Source organism: Hoeflea sp. AS60, assembly GCF_038900115.1.
Taxonomy (GTDB): domain Bacteria; phylum Pseudomonadota; class Alphaproteobacteria; order Rhizobiales; family Rhizobiaceae; genus Hoeflea.
Genome location: NZ_JBBMQP010000002.1, coordinates 972,498 through 991,366 on the forward strand (window position 1 = coordinate 972,498; position 18,869 = coordinate 991,366).

Annotated in this window: 14 protein-coding genes; 9 read left to right on the forward strand and 5 right to left on the reverse strand. The window is 57.8% G+C overall.

Annotated features, from left to right (window positions below; genetic code table 11):
• Positions 1-26: 26 nt before the first annotated feature.
• The 3 genes from WNZ14_RS14940 to tpiA form a co-directional block, all read right to left on the reverse strand.
• Complete coding sequence (locus tag WNZ14_RS14940; RefSeq protein ID WP_342869436.1) at positions 27-1,664, reverse strand: CTP synthase; 1,638 nt, start codon at positions 1,662-1,664, stop codon at positions 27-29.
• 155 nt (positions 1,665-1,819) lie between these two features.
• On the reverse strand, positions 1,820-2,227 hold the full coding sequence (secG, locus tag WNZ14_RS14945) for a preprotein translocase subunit SecG (protein WP_342869437.1): 408 nt from the start codon (positions 2,225-2,227) through the stop codon (positions 1,820-1,822).
• A 130-nt stretch (positions 2,228-2,357) separates the two neighbouring features.
• Complete coding sequence (gene tpiA / locus WNZ14_RS14950; RefSeq protein ID WP_342869438.1) at positions 2,358-3,128, reverse strand: triose-phosphate isomerase; 771 nt, start codon at positions 3,126-3,128, stop codon at positions 2,358-2,360.
• A gap of 197 nt (positions 3,129-3,325) precedes the next feature.
• Between tpiA and WNZ14_RS14955 the strand changes: the two genes are divergently transcribed.
• Both WNZ14_RS14955 and WNZ14_RS14960 read left to right on the forward strand, forming a co-directional pair.
• Positions 3,326-3,874, forward strand: a complete 549-nt coding sequence (locus WNZ14_RS14955) for a biliverdin-producing heme oxygenase (protein WP_342869439.1) — start codon at positions 3,326-3,328, stop codon at positions 3,872-3,874.
• Positions 3,861-6,404 (forward strand): HWE histidine kinase domain-containing protein, encoded by a 2,544-nt coding sequence (locus WNZ14_RS14960; RefSeq protein WP_342869440.1) that lies wholly within the window; start codon positions 3,861-3,863, stop codon positions 6,402-6,404. Before WNZ14_RS14955 ends, WNZ14_RS14960 begins: the two co-directional genes overlap by 14 nt.
• A 117-nt stretch (positions 6,405-6,521) precedes the next feature.
• On the opposite strand, the gene WNZ14_RS14965 is transcribed toward WNZ14_RS14960, so the two are convergent.
• Together WNZ14_RS14965 and WNZ14_RS14970 are read right to left on the reverse strand one after the other, a co-directional pair.
• The gene (locus WNZ14_RS14965; protein WP_342869441.1) at positions 6,522-6,983 is read right to left on the reverse strand and encodes a hypothetical protein; all 462 of its coding nucleotides are present in this window, start codon (positions 6,981-6,983) and stop codon (positions 6,522-6,524) included.
• Between the two features lie 167 nt (positions 6,984-7,150).
• On the reverse strand, positions 7,151-8,203 hold the full coding sequence (locus WNZ14_RS14970; RefSeq protein ID WP_342869442.1) for a GGDEF domain-containing protein: 1,053 nt from the start codon (positions 8,201-8,203) through the stop codon (positions 7,151-7,153).
• Positions 8,204-8,746: 543 nt separating this feature from the next.
• Here WNZ14_RS14970 and WNZ14_RS14975 point away from each other — a divergent pair.
• The 7 genes from WNZ14_RS14975 (at position 8,747) to WNZ14_RS15005 (ending at position 18,685) form a co-directional block, all read left to right on the forward strand.
• Positions 8,747-10,636 (forward strand): SurA N-terminal domain-containing protein, encoded by a 1,890-nt coding sequence (locus WNZ14_RS14975; protein WP_342869443.1) that lies wholly within the window; start codon positions 8,747-8,749, stop codon positions 10,634-10,636.
• A 27-nt stretch (positions 10,637-10,663) separates the two neighbouring features.
• A complete protein-coding gene (gene trpD, locus WNZ14_RS14980; protein ID WP_342869444.1) occupies positions 10,664-11,698 on the forward strand; it encodes an anthranilate phosphoribosyltransferase in 1,035 nt (344 codons plus the stop codon).
• Between the two features lie 4 nt (positions 11,699-11,702).
• Positions 11,703-12,518 (forward strand): indole-3-glycerol phosphate synthase TrpC, encoded by an 816-nt coding sequence (gene trpC, locus WNZ14_RS14985; protein WP_342869445.1) that lies wholly within the window; start codon positions 11,703-11,705, stop codon positions 12,516-12,518.
• Complete coding sequence (gene moaC / locus WNZ14_RS14990) at positions 12,519-13,013, forward strand: cyclic pyranopterin monophosphate synthase MoaC (protein WP_342869446.1); 495 nt, start codon at positions 12,519-12,521, stop codon at positions 13,011-13,013.
• A 12-nt stretch (positions 13,014-13,025) separates the two neighbouring features.
• A complete protein-coding gene (glp, locus tag WNZ14_RS14995; protein ID WP_342869447.1) occupies positions 13,026-14,237 on the forward strand; it encodes a gephyrin-like molybdotransferase Glp in 1,212 nt (403 codons plus the stop codon).
• A gap of 357 nt (positions 14,238-14,594) precedes the next feature.
• A complete protein-coding gene (locus WNZ14_RS15000) occupies positions 14,595-16,397 on the forward strand; it encodes a methyl-accepting chemotaxis protein (RefSeq protein ID WP_342869448.1) in 1,803 nt (600 codons plus the stop codon).
• A 56-nt stretch (positions 16,398-16,453) separates the two neighbouring features.
• Positions 16,454-18,685 (forward strand): EAL domain-containing protein, encoded by a 2,232-nt coding sequence (locus WNZ14_RS15005; protein WP_342869449.1) that lies wholly within the window; start codon positions 16,454-16,456, stop codon positions 18,683-18,685.
• Positions 18,686-18,869: the final 184 nt, after the last annotated feature.

Here is an 18,869-nt window from a genome sequence, read left to right on the forward strand (position 1 = left end):
AGCAACCCGCTCGCCTGCAATAGACATCAAACCAAGCGGCTTTGCTCCAGCGCTGCCTCGATGAAGCTCGCAAACAGCGGGTGCGGCTCCAAGGGCCTCGACTTGAGCTCGGGGTGGTATTGCACGCCGATGAACCAGGGATGGACGTCTAGCGGATATTCGATGGTTTCGGGCAACAGGCCGTCCGGCGAGATGCCGGAGAAGATCAGGCCGGCCTTTTCCAGCTGGTCCTTGTAGGCGATGTTGACCTCGTAGCGATGGCGGTGACGCTCGGAGACTTCGTTGGAGCCGTAAATCCCCGCAATCAGCGAGCCGGACTTGAGCGGGTGCGGATAGGCGCCCAGCCGCATGGTGCCGCCGAGGTCGCCATTGGCCACGCGCTTCTCAAGCTGGTTACCCTTGAGCCATTCGGTCATGATGCCAACGACGTGGGTGCCGGTGTGGCGGTCAAATTCCGATGACATGGCGTCTTCGATGCCCGCCAGATTGCGCGCGGCATCCAGCACCGCCATCTGCATCCCGTAACAGATTCCGAAATAGGGAACCTTGCGTTCGCGGGCGAATCTTGCGGCTGCGATCTTGCCTTCCGCACCACGCTCGCCAAAACCGCCGGGCACCAGAATGCCGTGGACCTTTTCGAGCCAGGGCGACGGGTCTTCCTTCTCGAAGATCTCGCTTTCGATCCATTCGAGCTTGACCTTGACCCGGTTGGCGATGCCGCCGTGGTAAAGCGCTTCGATCAGCGACTTGTAGGCGTCTTTGAGGCCGGTGTATTTGCCAACGATGGCGATGGTAACTTCGCCTTCGGGATTGTGGATCCGTTCGGAGACGGTTTCCCAGGCTGCCATGCGCGGCGCCGGTGCCGGGTCGATGCCAAAGGCTGCGAGCACTTCGGTATCCAGACCTTCCTTGTGGTAGGCGATCGGCACATCGTAGATCGACGGTACATCAAGCGCCTGGATGACGGCGGAGGCGCGCACATTGCAGAACTGCGAGAGCTTGCGGCGTTCCTCTGACGGAATTTCGCGATCCGCGCGGACCAGCAGGATATCAGGCGCGATGCCCATGGCCTGCAGTTCCTTGACCGAGTGCTGCGTCGGCTTGGTCTTGAGTTCTCCGGCCGCCGCTATCCACGGCATCAGCGTGAGGTGCACATAGACCGCGTTGCCGCGCGGCAGGTCGTTGCCAAGCTGGCGGATCGCCTCGATAAACGGCATCGCCTCGATGTCGCCGACGGTGCCGCCAATCTCGCACAGCACGAAATCATAATCATCGTTGCCCTCAAGCACGAAGTTCTTGATTTCATTTGTGACGTGCGGAATGACCTGGACGGTCGCGCCGAGATAATCGCCGCGGCGTTCCTTGTCGATGATGTCCTTGTAGATCCGGCCGGTGGTGATGTTGTCGGACTTGACCGCAGAACGCCCGGTAAAGCGCTCGTAGTGACCGAGATCGAGATCGGTCTCGGCGCCATCATCGGTGACGAAGACCTCGCCGTGCTGGGTCGGGCTCATGGTGCCCGGATCAACATTGAGATAGGGGTCGAGTTTGCGCAGCCGCACCCGGTAACCACGGGCCTGCAGCAACGCACCAAGGGCGGCCGAGGCAATGCCTTTTCCAAGCGAGGAGACCACGCCGCCGGTTATGAAAACATATCGCGCCATGGGATTGAACCGATACCTTTAGAGAACTGATTCCGCCACCCCAAAATTCGAATGGCGCATTTTAGCGGTGCATAACAGAGCAAATGCCTGCAAAACCACATGAAAAAACCGGCGGAGGCTTTATGGCCAACCGCCGGTCATCTTGAATTCTGGCCTTACTGACCGGACGGAACGTCCGAGGCAGGCGCCGCGGGCGCTGCCGGAATGTCGCCTGCCGTACCAGCGGCGGGCGCATCAGCCGGAGCCGTTGCCGGCGTTGAGGCACCGCCAAGCTGATCGAGAACGCCCGAGCCCGTTCCTTCAGTCTGGGTTGGGATCCGGTCGAGAATGTCAGTCGGGCTTTCGCTGTAACGGGCGAGAATGCCCAGCGCCAGCGACGTGACAAAGAAGGCTGCGGCGAGAATGCCGGTGGTCCGCGTCAGCGCATTGGCCGCACCGCGTGCCGACATGAAGCCGGAACCGCCGCCAATGCCCAGGCCTCCGCCTTCGGAGCGCTGGATCAGCACGATTCCGACAAGCGCCAGCACGATCATGAGATGAATGACAATCAAAACGGTTTGCATCGGGTTCTTTCCTGCCCTTTAGGGGCGCAATCTAAGTCCGGTTTGGCGGCTCTTTACACGAGGGCAGCCAGCTTTCCAAGTCCCGTCTGAATGGAACGAGCACTGTCAGACGTTCAAAATCAGTCTCCGGTCAGCCCAAAAGGCTGCGGCACGCCTTACAGATGGCGAGGAAGTCATTGGCTTTCAAGCTGGCGCCGCCGATCAATGCGCCATCGACATGGGCAACGCCCAGAAGTTCAGCCGCGTTGCCCGGCTTGACCGAACCGCCATAGAGAAGGCGCATGTGAGCCCCCTCACCGGCAAACCGGTTTTCCATTTCAGCGCGGATGAAGGCGTGGGCTTCGGTGACGTCGGCAACGGTTGGCGTCAGGCCGGTGCCGATGGCCCAGACCGGCTCATAGGCGATCACTGTGTCGGCGGCGGTGGCGCCATCGGGGACTGAGCCCGCAAGCTGGTTTTCGAGCACCTTCAATGTATCGCCTGATTTGCGCTCGGCTTCGGTCTCGCCGATGCAGATCACGCGGGTGAGACCGGCAGCCTTGGCGGCTTCGGCCTTGGCGCGCACTGTCTCGTTGCTCTCTTCATGCAGGGTGCGGCGTTCGGAATGGCCGACCAGCACATAGTCTGCCAGGCAATTGGCAATCATTTCGGCCGAGATATCGCCTGTAAACGCGCCGCTTTGCTCAAAGTGGCAATCCTGCGCACCGATGCCGAGCGGCGTCCCATCGGCGATTGCGGTGGCCACATAGAGAAGTGTCGCGGGCGGACAGATCAGCGCGTCGATCTTGTCGGTGAGATCCGAACCGAGCCCATCGGCGATCGCCTTGATCTGGTCAAGGTTTTCGCGCGTGCCGTTCATCTTCCAGTTGCCTGCCACAAGCGGGCGAATGTCAGGTGTCATCGGTTTTCCCCGTTTCAGTGATCGTGGTTGGGGCTTAGCAGACCGGGGGCGAATTGCAAACGCGCGCCCGAGGTGGCTCTCTCGGCGCAAGGGTGCCCGCACCAGGTCACCTGACGCGGAAAGCGCGCAACACAACATATATTAATGACAGATCCTTAGAGCTTGCTTATATTTTCTCCTCAATTCGGAGAACACACTTGCCTGACGCCAATCTCAGACATCATTTACGCCACGCCTCTTCTGCCCTTCACCAGCAACTGGACACCTCGCTTGGCGAGCTCACCACCAAGCTCGACTATTCACGCTACGTGCAGAAAACACATTGTTTCCGGTTTGCTCTGGAGCGGGCTCTTTTATCCGCTGATAGCGTGGATTGGCAGGTAGACCCGATCAGCGATCTGGCGGCTGAGGATCTGGCCGATCTTGAGGTTACCAGCCTGCCGCATGCTAATGTTCCGGTGCGGGAGTGGACGCGCAGTTCCTATCTCGGGGCACTCTATGTGCTGGAGGGTTCATCGCTGGGCGCCCGGCTTCTGTTCAGGCGGGCCGAGGCGCTGGGCATGACAATGGACTTTGGCGCGCGCCACCTTGCCCATCTGGCGGCCGATCATCAGCGCTGGCGCAATTTTGTCGAGATTCTGGAAACGATCCCCGTCGAGCAGCATGAAACAGCGCTGGATGGTGTTCTCGACGTCTTCCGATTCGCTCTCTCCATCTATCGGGAGCCAGCCCATGAATGTGCATAACACAACCAATCTGACCAATTGCGATGTGGAGCCGATCCATATCCCGGGGAGCATACAACCACACGGCTGCCTTCTGGCCTGTGATGCTTCCGCCGGCTCGATCGTGCGTCACTCCGCCAATTCGCAATCCATGCTGGGAATCGATGGCGACCTCAACGGCAGGAAGCTAAGCGACATCACCGGTGCGCCATTCGCGCATGACATTCGCAATGCGCTGTCGCGAACCCAGGACGGCGGAAAGTCAGCTTTGCTTTTCGGGCAGGCTCTTGCGAACGGGCGCCGGTTCGATGTTGCCGTGCACCGCTACAAGGGCTACGCGATAATCGAATTGGAACCGACGGAAAGCGATGTCGCCGAACCGCTTGAGTTATCGCGAACAATGCTCGGGCGAATTTCATCGATGCCAACCACCGAGCGACTTGTGAGCGGCGCGGTTCGGCTGATCCAGGCCATGCTCGGCTATGACCGGGTGATGATCTACCAGTTTGGATCCGACGGCGCGGGCAAGGTGCGCGCTGAGGCCAAGCGCCCTCACCTCGAGAGTTTTCTCGGACAATATTTTCCCGCCACCGACATCCCGAAACAGGCCCGCGAACTCTACCTGAAAAACCCGATCAGGATTATATCGGATGCGAATTTCGAACGCATTCCGGTTGTGCCGGTCATCGACGCGTCAGGCGAGGCGCTCGATTTGTCATTTGCCCACCTGCGCAGCGTTTCGCCGATCCATTGCGAGTACCTGCGCAACATGGGCGTCCGGGCCTCGATGTCGATCTCGATCATTGTTGACGGTGAACTCTGGGGTCTGATTGCATGCCATCATTATGAACCGCGGACCCTCTCGATGGCGCAGCGCGTGGCGGCCGAGATCTTCGGAGAATTCTTCTCCCTTCATCTCAATGCATTGCGGCACAAGCAAACGCTGGACGCTGCGACAACTGCACGTCTGACCCTGGACAACCTGTTGCAGGCAGCAGTCAAGGTTAAAGACATCAATGAACTGTTGAGCAACAGCCTTTCCGATTTCGCCAGGCTCATTCCGGCCGATGGTCTGGCCATCATGCTCAAAGGAAAACTGACTGTCCTGGGCACTGCACCGCCGGAAGCCGAAATCTCGTCTCTCGCGCGGTTTTCGGCCAACATGACTGATGGCAAGATCTGGGCTACCCACAAGCTCTCAAACTTTATCGAGGGTGCCGCGCACTACGCCGATCGTGCAGCGGGCATGCTTGTGGTTCCGTTATCGCAGCGCCCCGGAGATTACGTGTTCTTTTTCCGCAAGGAAATGGTTCAGACACTGAACTGGGCCGGCAATCCCGAGAAGTCCTATGAAACAGGGCCCTTGGGTGACCGCCTGACTCCGCGCAAGAGTTTCGCCATCTGGAAGGAAACGGTTCACCAGCAATCCGAACCCTGGACGGAAGAAGAGCGGCAATTCGGCGAAGCCGCGCGCGCAGCACTGGTGGGAGTCATCCTCGAGCATTCGGAATTGCTGGCAGATGAAAGGGCCAAATCCGAAGTCCGCCAGCGGATGCTCAACCAGGAACTCAATCACCGGGTGAAGAACATTCTGGCGGTCATCAAGTCGCTGGTTACCAACCCGACGGCTCAGGGAACAACGCTCGAGAGTTATGTCGAGGCCCTGCGCGGACGGATTCAGGCGCTGTCGTTTGCGCATGATCAGGTTATTCGTGGCGAAGGTGGTGGCGGTCTTGAGGATCTTCTCAACGCTGAGCTTTCTCCCTATCGCACGGCGTCCACCACTATGGAGCTGCAGGGACCGAATGTGTGGATGGACGCGCGGTCTTTCTCGATCATGGCGCTGGTCCTGCACGAGCTGTCGACCAATGCAGCCAAGTACGGCGCCTTGTCGCGACCCGGCGGCCAGCTTTCTGTATCTTGGAGCGTCGATCCCTTCGGCGCGTGCGACATAAGGTGGATCGAGAGCAATGGCCCCCGGGTCAACCCACCAAGCCGGCAGGGTTTTGGGACAGTGCTCATTGATCGCAGCATTCCTTTTGATCTGGGCGGGGAAAGCAACGTCGAATACAATCCTGAAGGCGTGACGGCGAGCTTCCGGATACCGGCACGATTTGTGTCCACCCGCGCCGAACGCAAGGCTCCGATCCCGGCCAGAGCCCCGGCGACGGTGGATCGTACCGTTGATCGTGGCGGCAAACGGGTGATGATCGTTGAGGACCAGATGCTGATTGCGCTGGAGCTGGAACAAATTCTCGAAGAAGCCGGGCTTGAGGTCGTCGCCACCCTGACCTCCCCGCGGGAATCCATTGCCTATCTTTCCAACAAACCACTGCCGGACGCGGCCATTCTCGATGTGAACCTTGGAGATACCACCTCGGAACAGATCGCGCATGTGTTGAAGCAGAAGGGCGTGCCGTTCATGTTCGCCACCGGTTATGACAACGGCAACGGGGTGCCGGCTGCTTTTGCCGACGTCCCGGTCGTTCGCAAGCCTTACTCGGAAGACTGCATTCTCAAGCAACTCGACACACTGCTCGCGAAAAAATAGCTGCAGTGTCCGGCACACAGAACCGGGGCAAAATGGTTCAACCGTTGCTTGGTCATGTTGATGTGCCTGACGGCTGCCAACCGGTGTGCCATCATTTTTTGGCGAGGAAGCCACAAGCTACCTGCGAGTATTAGGGAGAATGCGGTTGTATTTTTGGGATACTTTCGGTCTCAACCGCCGGGTCGGTCCGGGCTCCAGGCTGGCGATCGATTTGACAAGGTTTTCATTGAGGATTTCATCGAACTGAACTGCGATGATGAAGGAGCCAACGCGCCGGATCCTGCCGGTGCAATGGGTACCGGTCCAGGGAACATAGATGCGGCATGCCTCGTCAATAACATCAAACAGGGAATCGCCTGGCTTGCGCCCTTCCCTGTTGGCCCATGGCATCTTGTCGTTGGAGAACAGGCATCCGGTGACAGAAAGATTCACGATGACACCGGTCAGCGCAATGAAGTGCTTCCTGTCCTTGAAGATCAGTTCAACAATGCCAGGACAATGGGCGCTGTAACGGACATCCGATTTGCGATTGTACCCATCCGTGTCATGATCAGACGTCTTTGCGGCTTGCGAATTCATGCATCATCGCCTCTGTACAGCCAAAGGAGTTTCATTGGGTGTAGTGGAGTACAATGAAAAATGGGTAAACCGACCACACCAGTGCCAAATCGCGCTTTTGGAATCTGCACTGAACAGGAAAAGTCTTGCGCAGAGTTGCAAAGCAGTCTGACCCGACGCAGTTGACCTCAGCGCTTGAAGATATTCCATTCCCTCTTCATTTTCGGGGTGTAGACTTTCAACTGATTGCGACCGGCCTTTTTTGCCTCGTAAAGCACCGTATCAGCCCTTTGATATAGCTCTTCCGGACCGGATGCGTCGCCGGCCATACAGAGACCGAAAGTCATGGTGATGCGCCCGCAATCCACACCGTCGGTGTGGTTTTTCAATGGGGTTGCCTCAATCGCGCGACGAATTTTCTCAGCGGTGTCCCTGGCTGAAGCGAGGCTGGTCTCATCAAGGATAACCGCGAATTCCTCGCCGCCGGTCCGGGCGACGAACACATCCTTGCCCAGCGTGGTCCGCATAATGACCGCGGTCACGCTCAAGACCCGGTCGCCGACCTGATGACCGTAGTTGTCGTTGAACGCCTTGAAATGATCGATATCGGCAACCAGCAGCGCATGATACATCGCACTTTGCTTGTCTTCGTAAATGGCAGCCAGTCGTTCATCAAAGGCCCGACGATTGGACAGCCGTGTGATGGGGTCAATCGTGGCCAGCCGCTTGTACTCTTCAAGCTCCGACTTGAGGCGTGACATTTCCTTGGCGCGCACCACCATCTGGCGGACGATGGCCTGGCTTTTTTCCATGGTGGCGCCGGTTGCCGACGAGAGAACGTCAACAAGATCGTCCATAATGTCCCCACTGGCCGCACTTGTTTCAGAAATGCGTGACGTGGTTTCCCCAAGCACACTTGAGTATTTTTGAAGCGTGGACTGATCCTGCTTGAACAGGCGGATCATGCCCTTCATCTCATCTGAGATGCGTTCTCGGTTCAGCTCAACGGCATTCGATGCATGATGATGAGGCAGAAATTTCTTTCCGATTTCATCCAGCTGCAATTGGGTCGGGCGTTGACCGAGCGCCGCGAATTCTTTGATCAGGACCGCGTTGGACGTGTTCAGAAACTGATAAACGAGCTCATAATTGCGTGGCAGCGAGGAAATTCCCCGCTCTCGCATTGTCGTTATCACCGTCGTTGCGGGATCGACGTTATCAACATTCTGCGACTTGACCACGATCTAAGCTACCTGAAAAATATCAATAATTTCAAATCAAGTTAGACAGCAGATAGGTTGAGATTTCTCTAATAACCGATGACGCGATTCAACCGGGAGAACAACCACGGTTACGCTGCCAAATCCGCGACTTAGGCTGGCCTCGCCGCGCTGGAAATGACCGGCTCGTCTTGTTGTGGGTTCGTGTCGCGAAGTCAGCACCACCCCGGATTCGGGCATCCGCCAAAATGCCAGACTTTGCACGCAGTCCAGAGACAACACGGCGCGCCTTGTCCACCTGCCAAACAACACAGCACGCAGAAACCTGCAGCAGAATGATTGAAACAATACCCGTAACGAGAGGAATCATAGATGCCGATACATTCCGACGACAACTGGAGCTTCAACTTGCCGCATGAGCAGAGCAAGACTTCATTTGGAACGTCAATCGCGTCGCCCACTCTTCATTTCGCCTCAGCTTTGGTCTAAAGGGACGTTTGAGAGGTTTGCGGGAGGTGTTGTTGATCCACCGCTACCGATGTTGTTGATGCCGCAGGAGCTTTGATGCTTGATATTTTGCGTAAGGGTGCCCAGGGCTGGGTTGCCAAATTTCTCCTCGTGATGCTGGTCGCCTCATTCGGCGTCTGGGGCATTTCGGGCTCCATGCTGAATGCTGGCAGCAATGCGGTGATAACCGTGGGTGACACGGTGGTGACACCCAACGAGTTCCGCCTTGCCTATGACCGGCAACTCGCGGTGGTCGGACGGCAGATCGGGCAGCGACTGACCACCGAGCAGGCCCGCGCCTTCGGCATCGAAAACCAGGTCTATTCGCAGCTGGTTGCCGGCGCATTGCTCGACGAGCAGGCGCGCAAGATGAACCTTGGCCTTTCGGACGACCGGCTTGCTGCACTGATTGCCGAAGATCCGGCGTTTCATGATTTCAACGGCCGCTTCGACCGCAACAATTTCCGGCGGGTGCTCAGCTCGGTGGGCATGAGCGAGGAAGACTACCTCAAGAGCCGCGGCCAGGTGGCTGTAAGAACCCAGATTGTCGAAGCTGTTTCAGACGGTTTTTCTGCGCCGGACGCGTTGATCAAAGCGCTGGCCCAGTACGACAAGGAAACCCGCGACGTCGATTATCTGCTCTTGAGCAAATCCACCATCGATCCTGTGGCGGCGCCCAGCGACAGCGAGCTGTCAAACTATTTCGAGGAAAACAAGGCCAGCTATGCCGCGCCTGAGTATCGCAAGATCACCTATGTGAAGCTTCAAAATCAGGACATCGCCGATCCGGCCGCGATCACGGCGGAAGCCGCTCGTGCCGACTACGAGGCGCGCAAGGACCGCTACACGACGCCGGAGACGCGGACGATCGACCAGCTGGTGTTTGCCGACCGCGCCGCAGCCGACGCCGCTGCTGGAGAGCTTGCTAGCGGCAAGAGCTTTGATGATCTGATCACCGACCAGGGCCGTACCGCCCAAGACGTCCGGATCGGCAGCTTTGGCAAGAGCGCGGTGCCTGATCAATCGCTGGCTGATGCTGTGTTTGCCGTTGGTGACGCGGGCGGCACCACCCCGGTTGTCGATGGCCAGTTCGGCCCGGTGATCCTGCGGGTCGCCGAAATCACGCCTGAATCCTCAAAGAGCTTTGAAGAGATGGAGCCGGAGATCCGCGAGCAACTGGCGCTGGCGGAAGCTTCACAGATGCTTCTCGACGTCCATGACGCCTATGAGGACGCCCGCGCGGGCGGCATGACACTGGCCGAGGCTGCAGCACAACAAAAGCTGACGCCGGTCACGATCGAAGCGATCGACCGCAGCGGCCGGACGCCGGACGGCACCGTGGTCACCGATATCCCGGAATCGCAGTCCCTGCTCAGGGACGCGTTCGAGACGGAAGTCGGGGTCGAGACCCCACCGATCAACCTCGGTACGGATGGCTTTGCCTGGTTCGAGGTCATTGACATCACCCCTGCCCGGGACCGCACTCTTGACGAAGTGCGCGATCAGGTTGCGAGTGACTGGACTGTGATGAAAACCGCTGAAGCGCTGGGCGCCAAGGCTACCGAGATCAAGGACCGCCTGACCAAGGGCGCAGAGCTGTCGGTGATTGCCGAAGAGCTTGCCGTCGCGGTCGAAACCAAATACGCGCTGACCCGCAATGGAGCGGACGCGGTGTTTGGCGAAGCGGCCGTCGCTTCCGCCTTCTCGGGCCCCAACGGCCTGGTGGAGGTCGCCAATGACGCGTCGGGCGAGAACAAGATCCTGCTCAAGGTGCGGTCGGTCAATGACGCCTCCACCGTGACAGCCGATTCGATTTCGGCAGACCAGCGCCGTCAGGTGTCGCAGCAGATGGCCGATGACATTCTTGATCAGATGGTGGCACGGCTGCAATCCGACTACGGCGTTTCGGTCAACCGGGCGCTGGCCGAGCGCGCCCTGGCGTTCTAGGGGTCATGAAAACGGGGGCCGATCAACATGGCTGATCTCAAGTCATTCATCGCCAAGGTGGCAAATGGCGAGCCGCTGGACCGGACCGAAGCACGTTCGGCGTTCGGCGTGATGATGTCGGGCGACGCCACACCGTCGCAGATCGGCGGCTTCCTGATGGCTCTGAGAGTGCGCGGCGAAAGTGTTGACGAGCTCTATGGCGCGGTCAGCGTGATGCGCGAGAAGATGCTGCCGGTCAACGCCCCCGCTGACGCCGTCGATATTGTCGGCACCGGCGGTGACGCCTCAGGCACTTACAACGTGTCGACGGCTGCGGCCTTCATCGTCGCGGGCACCGGGGTCAAGGTCGCCAAGCACGGCAACCGGGCGCTGTCATCGAAATCAGGCGCTGCCGATTCACTGGCGGCGCTTGGCGTCTCGCTGGAACTTGATCCAAAGGGCATTGCGGCCTGTATCGAACAGGCTGGCGTCGGTTTCATGTTTGCGCCGGCGCACCACTCGGCGATGCGTCACGTCGGACCAAGCCGCGTAGAGCTTGGTACCCGCACGATTTTCAACCTGCTTGGCCCGCTCTCCAACCCGGCCGGTGTTAAGAAGCAGTTGCTCGGCGTGTTCTCGGCCCACTGGCTCGATCCGCTGGCCCAGGTGATGCGCGATCTCGGCTCGGAAACCGTGTGGGTGGTGCATGGCGATGGTCTGGACGAGATGACCACGACAGGCGTGACACAGGTGTTTGCGCTGGAGAATGGTCAGATCCGCAGTTTCGAGATCACACCGGAAGAAATTGGCCTGCCAAGGGTTTCGCTTGACCAGCTGAAGGGCGGCGATGGCGTCTACAACGCAGCCGCACTCAAGAAGGTGCTGGAAGGCGAGAAGAACGCCTATCGCGATATCGCGGTGTTGAACGCAGCAGGCGCGCTGGTGATTGCCGGCAAGGCCGCCGAGCTTCGCGACGCCATCGGCATCGCCGAGCAATCCATCGACAGCGGCGGGGCGCTTGCAACGCTTAACGCGCTGGTCAGCGTCTCGCAGGCGCATGCACCGGCACCGAAGGCGGTTTGACCCGATGAGCGACATTCTGACAAAGATCGAAGCCTACAAGCGCGACGAGATCGCGGCTGCGAAGTCTGCCATTCCGTTTGCAGACATCATGGCGCGTGCGCGCGACGCGGAAAGCCCGCGCGATTTCACCGGAGCGATCGAAGCCAAGCACCGCAATGGTGGTTACGGGCTGATTGCCGAAATCAAGAAGGCGAGCCCGTCTAAAGGCCTGATTCGACCCGATTTTGACCCGCCATCACTGGCGCGTGCCTATGAAGCCGGGGGCGCTGCCTGTCTCTCGGTGCTCACAGACGCGCCGTCGTTTCAGGGGGCTCCGGAATTCCTGACCGCGGCACGGGCCGCCTGCGCCCTGCCCGCGCTGCGCAAGGATTTCATGTTCGATGTGTACCAGGTGCATGAGGCGCGTGCGTGGGGTGCAGACGCGATCCTGATCATCATGGCTTCGCTTGATGATGATGACGCCAAGCGGCTTGAAGATGAAGCGCATTCCCTTGGCATGGCGGCACTGATCGAGGTGCATGACGAGGCGGAGATGGAGCGCGCTCTGAAACTCGACAGCCGGCTGATCGGCGTCAACAACCGCAACCTGCGGACCTTCGAAGTGTCGCTCACGGTTTCCGAGCGGCTCGCGCCGCTTGTCCCTGATGACCGCATTCTGGTGGGCGAGAGCGGTATCGGCTCGTTTGCCGATTGCGAGCGGCTTTCAGGAAGCGGGATAAAGACCTTTCTGGTCGGCGAAAGCCTGATGCGGCAGACCGATGTGACCAAAGCGACAAAAGCCTTGCTGACTGGTACGGCTTCAAACGCGGCGGCGGAATAAATGGCTGACGAGACCGCACCGCGCCTGACGCATCTCGCCGAGGATGGTTCGGCAGCAATGGTCGATGTTGGCGACAAGGCCGACACTGTGCGCGTTGCCGAAGCCATCGGCCACGTGCGGATGAAGCCCGAGACGCTGGCGCTGATCCTTGCCGGCAACATGAAAAAGGGCGACGTGATCGGAGCTGCGCGGATCGCAGGCATCATGGCAGCCAAGCAGACGGCCAATCTCATTCCGCTGTGTCATCCGCTGGCCTTGACCAAGGTGAGCGTGAACATCGAGGCTGACGAAGCACTGCCGGGACTGAGGGTTCGTGCGCTTGCCAAGCTCACCGGCAAGACCGGCGTTGAAATGGAAGCGCTGACGGCCGTTTCGGTGACTTGCCTGACCATCTACGACATGGCCAAGGCCGTGGACCGCGGCATGGAGATCGACGGCATCAAGGTGTTGGCGAAATCCGGCGGCAAGTCCGGCAGCTGGACAATAGAGACCTAGAGGAAGACACCGATGGCATTGATGCCGGTTGACGAGGCGCTGACACGGATCCTGGACGGCGCGGCAGCTTCAGCCGAGCCGGAGATGCTGCCATTGGCCGAAAGCTTCGGTCGGGTGCTGGCCCGCGATCTTCTGGCGCTTCGAACCCATCCGCCCTTTCCAGCCTCGGCGATGGACGGCTATGCCGTGCGTGCTCAAGAGGCCGTGGCAGGCGCAAGGCTGAGACTGCAGGGCGAAGCTGCCGCCGGTCATGCCTTTGACGGAGCGCTCGCCACCGGTTCGACCATCCGCATATTTACCGGTGCGCCGGTGCCCGAAGGTGCAGATGCCATCCTGATCCAGGAAAATGCCGAGCGGCTTGATGACGGCATGGTGCTGGTCAACGAAGCGCCCGAGGCTGGCCGCTACATCCGCGCTGCGGGCGTTGACTTTACCGAAGGCAAGACCGGGCTTGAAAAGGGCCGGCTGCTTGATCCCGGCGCCATCACATTCGCAGCAGCCATGAACCATGCCAGGCTGCCGGTCGTGCGCAAGCCGCGTGTCGCGATTCTCGCCACCGGTGACGAGCTCCGCCTGCCCGGCCAGACGCTGGGGCCGGGACAGATCATAGCTTCCAACACCTTTGGCGTGGCGGCGCTTGCGCGCGGCGCGGGCGCTGACGTGATCGACCTCGGCATCGCCATCGACCGGATGGAGGCGCTCGACGAAGCGCTCGACGAGGCAATCGCACAAGGCGCCGACGTGCTGGTGACGATTGGCGGGGCGTCAGTGGGCGATCATGATCTGGTGCAGAAAGCACTGACCGGACGCGGCATGGCGCTCGACTTCTGGAAAATCGCCATGCGTCCGGGCAAGCCGCTGATGTCGGGCAAACTCGGTGCCATGCGGGTGCTGGGACTGCCCGGAAACCCAGCCTCCAGCATGGTCTGCGCGCATCTGTTTCTCGAGCCGCTGGTGACGCGCCTTGCCGGGTTGCCGGATCCCAATCGTCAAAAAACAGCCATCCTCACCAAGGACTTGCCCGAGAACGATCAGCGTCAGGACTATCTGCGCGGCGATCTTGAGACCAATGCCGAAGGCGAGCTTCTGGCCACCCCGTCGCCACGGCAGGATTCGTCGCTGATGAAGGTCTTCGCTGACGCCCGCTGCCTGATCATCAGGCCGCCCTTCGCGCCACCGGCCAAAGCAGGCTCACCGTGTCAGGTGCTGGTGTTGCGCGCCTGAGCCGACTTTAGGCCACCAACGCGCATTGGATGCCCTAGCACCCTAATCCGGCCTTCGAGGCCAGCTTTGTCTTTTCCTGAAAACAGACACCGCCAACAACCATTCCAGTACCTTCGACCCGACCGTTCGAGGCCAACGTCCTGGTGGACAATTGTGGTCCGAAAGGACGTTGACCTTCAATCTGAGCGCACAACTCTGGCATTATTCCGGAACATAACCCTGCGAAAGGCCAGATCTGGCTAGGTTCTGTTAAGGCATTGTTACTTATGCGGGCGCACCCTTAAATTAGCAAGACATAAAATCAGCATCAATGCCTCCCTCTCTAAAACAGAGCGCAAGTTTGAAAAGGCGACCCCCATGTCAAGTATCTTTGAGGTATTCAGACCAAACCCGACCCTTGAAGCGTTTAGCAAGTCGATGGCGCTGATCGAGTTCGACATGAAGGGTAACATTCTCACTGCGAATGACAATTTTTGCAAAGCGATCGGATACGATCTAGCCGAAATCAAGGGGAAGCATCATTCGATGTTTGTCGATCCACTTTCCCGAGACACTTCGGAATACACCAAATTCTGGGATAACCTTCGCGAGGGCAAGTTCGATCAGCGCCAGTACAAGCGCATTGCAAAAGGCGGGCGCGAGATTTGGATCGAAGCCTCTTACAACCCGGTTTTTAGTGGCTCAAAACCACTCAAGGTCGTCAAGATAGCCAGCGATATCACCGCTGCAAAAATGAAGGCGATGGATGACGAAGGCAAGATGGCGGCGATTGACCGATCGCAGGCAATCATCGAGTTCACGCCGGAAGGCGCCGTTCTGAAGGCAAATGAGAATTTTTGCAGCACGCTCGGGTATTCTCTGAACGAAATTGTCGGGAAGCATCACAGCATGTTTTGCGACCCGTCATATGTTCAGACCAAAGAGTATGCAGAGTTTTGGGAAACCCTGCGCGCTGGCAAGTTGCTGTCAGACGAGTTCATGCGCGTTGGCAAAGGCGGGCGTGAGGTCTGGATTCAGGCGACTTACAATCCGATATTTGACGACAATGCCAAAGTGATCAAAGTCGTCAAGGTTGCCACCGATGTTACAGTCCGGATGACTGCAATTGGTGCAATTGCGAACAGTCTTGGTGAAGTGGCCAATGGCGATCTGACGCAGAGATTGCCGCAGGCCTTTCCGCCAAGCATGGAAAAGCTGCGTCACGATTTCAACGCCGCCATCACCAAACTGGCTGAGACCCTGGCGTCTGTTCTGTCGGGGATCGGTTCGATCAGCGAGAACACCGGGGCCATCAGCAGCAGCGCGAACGAGTTTTCGAAACGCATCGAAAACCAGGCCGCAGCCCTTGAGGAAACCGCGGCGGCACTCGATCAGATTACCGTCAATGTTTCCAACTCTGCAAAACGGACAGAGGAAGCCCGTGCCCTTACCGGGGAAGCCAACACCAGTGCTGCGGCCTCAAGCCAGATCGTTTCCAATGCAGTCAAGGCGATGGGGCGGATTGAAGACTCGTCGAAACGGATTTCCAATATTATTGGCGTGATTGATGAAATCGCCTTTCAAACCAACCTGCTCGCACTCAACGCAGGCGTGGAAGCGGCCCGCGCCGGAGAAGCGGGACGCGGATTTGCCGTCGTCGCGCAGGAGGTCCGTGAGTTGGCCCAACGTTCTGCGACAGCTGCCAAGGAAATCAAGGAACTGATCGTTTCGTCGGCATCCGAGGTCAAATCGGGCGTCGAACTGGTCACCGAGACCGGGCAATCGCTTCAGGAAATCGACGCGATCATCAGCAAGATCAACGAGCATATGGCTGCAATTGCGACATCGACCAACGAGCAATCCACCGGGCTCTCGGAAGTAAACGTTGCAGTCAATCAGATGGACCAGATCACTCAACAAAATGCCGCAATGTCGGAAGAAAACACAGCTGCCACAAGCTCTCTTGCCGAGGAGGCAAACAGCCTGAGCGAGATTGTCAGGATGTTTGATATCGGACAGCCAGCCAACCAGGCATCTCAGATTCGGAAGGTTGTAACCAGCATGTCAGCACCTGAGCGGTCCAGTTCAAGTCGATTGGAGCAGGTAAAGCCAAAGCTGCTGCGCAATTCGGCCACTGCTGCACCGATGCCAGCCAGCTCTGCCGATTGGTCAGAATTCTAAGTGGGAACTGAGTGCCCCTGTTTCGGTCACGTTTGAATTGCTGTGATAAGGCTGCCATGATGGACTACCCGATACCGAGTAACGAATTGGAAAGGCTGGAAGCGCTTCACCAATTGGGAATATTGTATTCCGGACCCACACCGGAATTTGATGCAGTCGTTGATATGGCCGCTGCGATTTTTGAAGCACCGATTGCTTTGATTTCGTTCATGGACAAGGAAATACAGTGGTTCAAGGCCAGAACCGGCTTGGAAGACGACCGGACATGTCGCGATGCTGCTTTCTGCAACTACACGATCCTAACCAATGAAGTTCTGGTCGTTGACGACGCGACACAGGATGAACGGTTTCGCGACAATCCCTTTGTTACTGGTGAACCGCATATCCGGTCCTATGTCGGCATTCCGATATCCCTCGACGGAAAAACCAACATTGGAACGCTTTGCGTTCTCGATACCAAACCAGGCAAGACCACAGAAGCGAAGATCAGCCTGCTGATGAAGCTTGGAAATGTTGTGGTTGGACTTACCCGTGCCCACACCATCGCCATTGAGGCCAAAATTTCTGAGCGAAATTCCCGCCAACGCGGAAAGTTACTTTCCCAGGTTGAGAGAATATCGAAGATAGGTGCATGGTCTCTGGATACAGAGCGCCTGGTGACCGAATGGTCTCCCCAGGTTTTCGCCATCCACGAACTCGATGGCACTGAACCCCCAAGTCTCGATGGTGCCATATCCTTCTATCCTGAATACGAGCGTGAGAGACTAAGCGCGTCGGTCATTGCATGTATCGAGCAAGGTATTTCCTATGAGATCGAATGTGATTTCATCACGGCCAAGGGAAACAAGCGACGTGTTCGATCGATCGGAGAAATAGAATACGGAGATGATGGCACCAAATTCCTTATCGGCGTCATCAAAGACATCACAGAACAGCACGCGCAGAAACAACAGCTCTGGTGTGCCGCTCATATGGACAGCCTGACTGGGATTGCCAATCGGCTGTCGTTTCATGAGGAAGTCAACCGGTCCATCAATCCAGCGTCTTCTGAAGATGATCAGCTTGCGCTGTTGATGATAGATCTTGATAATTTCAAGGACATCAACGACACGCTTGGTCATTTGGCCGGGGATGAAGTGCTGCGTCAGGTTGCTCGACGCATTGAACAGGCAAGCCCCCCGAATGCATTTTGCGCGCGACTGGGTGGAGATGAATTCGCTGTTCTTCTGAAGACCTCTGCGGATACACATCTTGCAGAGGAGCTCGCAATCAATCTTATCTCTGCGATCAACATTCCAATAATCTTTGAACAACATGAAATTCGTGTTGGCGCATCCATTGGTATTGCCTCGGATTTTTCCAGGACTGCCTCCGCGAACGATCTGTTCCTGAAATCGGATCTGGCCTTGTACCATGTCAAACAGAACGGTCGGGGCAAGGCGAAGGCATACGAGCCAGCAATCACGAATGCATTTGAGGATAAGCGACGGTCCGTCCTTCTCGTCATGTCAGCGATTGCAGATGAAAGACTGGAGCCGCATTATCAGCCGATCATAGACCTCAAAACCCGGGAGCTGCGCGGTGTGGAAGCGCTTGCGCGCATTCGAAATTCGGACGGCACGATCTCCGGACCTGCAGATTTCTGGCATGCCTTGAACGAGCCGCAATGCGCCAACGAGATCGACAAGGTCATGCTTGATCTTGCGCTTCGAGACTTCGGACGCTGGAAGCGTCTTGGGCTCGACATCGATTTCGTCAGCGTCAATGCTTCCTCATCATGCATACAGTCGGATGCATATGTGGATCAGATTTTGAAAGGACTGGCGGAAAACCATCTGTCGCCGCGCAACCTGAAGATAGAAATCGTTGAAAGCGTATTCCTCGGGAATGCGAGCGCCGATGTCAGTAGCGTGCTTCAACGTCTTTCAGCGGAGGGCATCCGGATCGCGCTTGACGATTTTGGTACCGGTTTCGCATCACTTAGCCACTTGCGCGACTATCCGATCGACTGCATCAAGATCGACAAGTCGTTTGTCATGGGGCTTGGTCAGGACGATAGCAACACGGCGATTGTCCACGCTCTCATTGCACTTGGTCGGTCGATGAACCTTGATGTGATTGCCGAGGGTATAGAAACTCAAGGTCAACTGGACTTCGTTTCCGCGCTCGGTAGCCATTTCGGTCAAGGGTATCTTTTCTCAAAGCCAATCCAAGCGACCGCGCTAGCCCAATACGCGGCGGATTTTGTACTGCCACAAAAATTGCAGGCAAACGTCTCCGCCAAATGAGCTTGCTCATTGGTGGACGCCGTGTATTGCAATTCGATTATCGCTGCATGATCGGCACTTGATCCATCTGAACTACGGTTTCGGGCACCGGCAGATGTAGTCCGGTACGCCTCCCAGCCTTGCCAACCGGGAGGCTCTGAGCAGATGCGCGGCTCCGGAAAGGACATACGATCCTTCCGGAGAC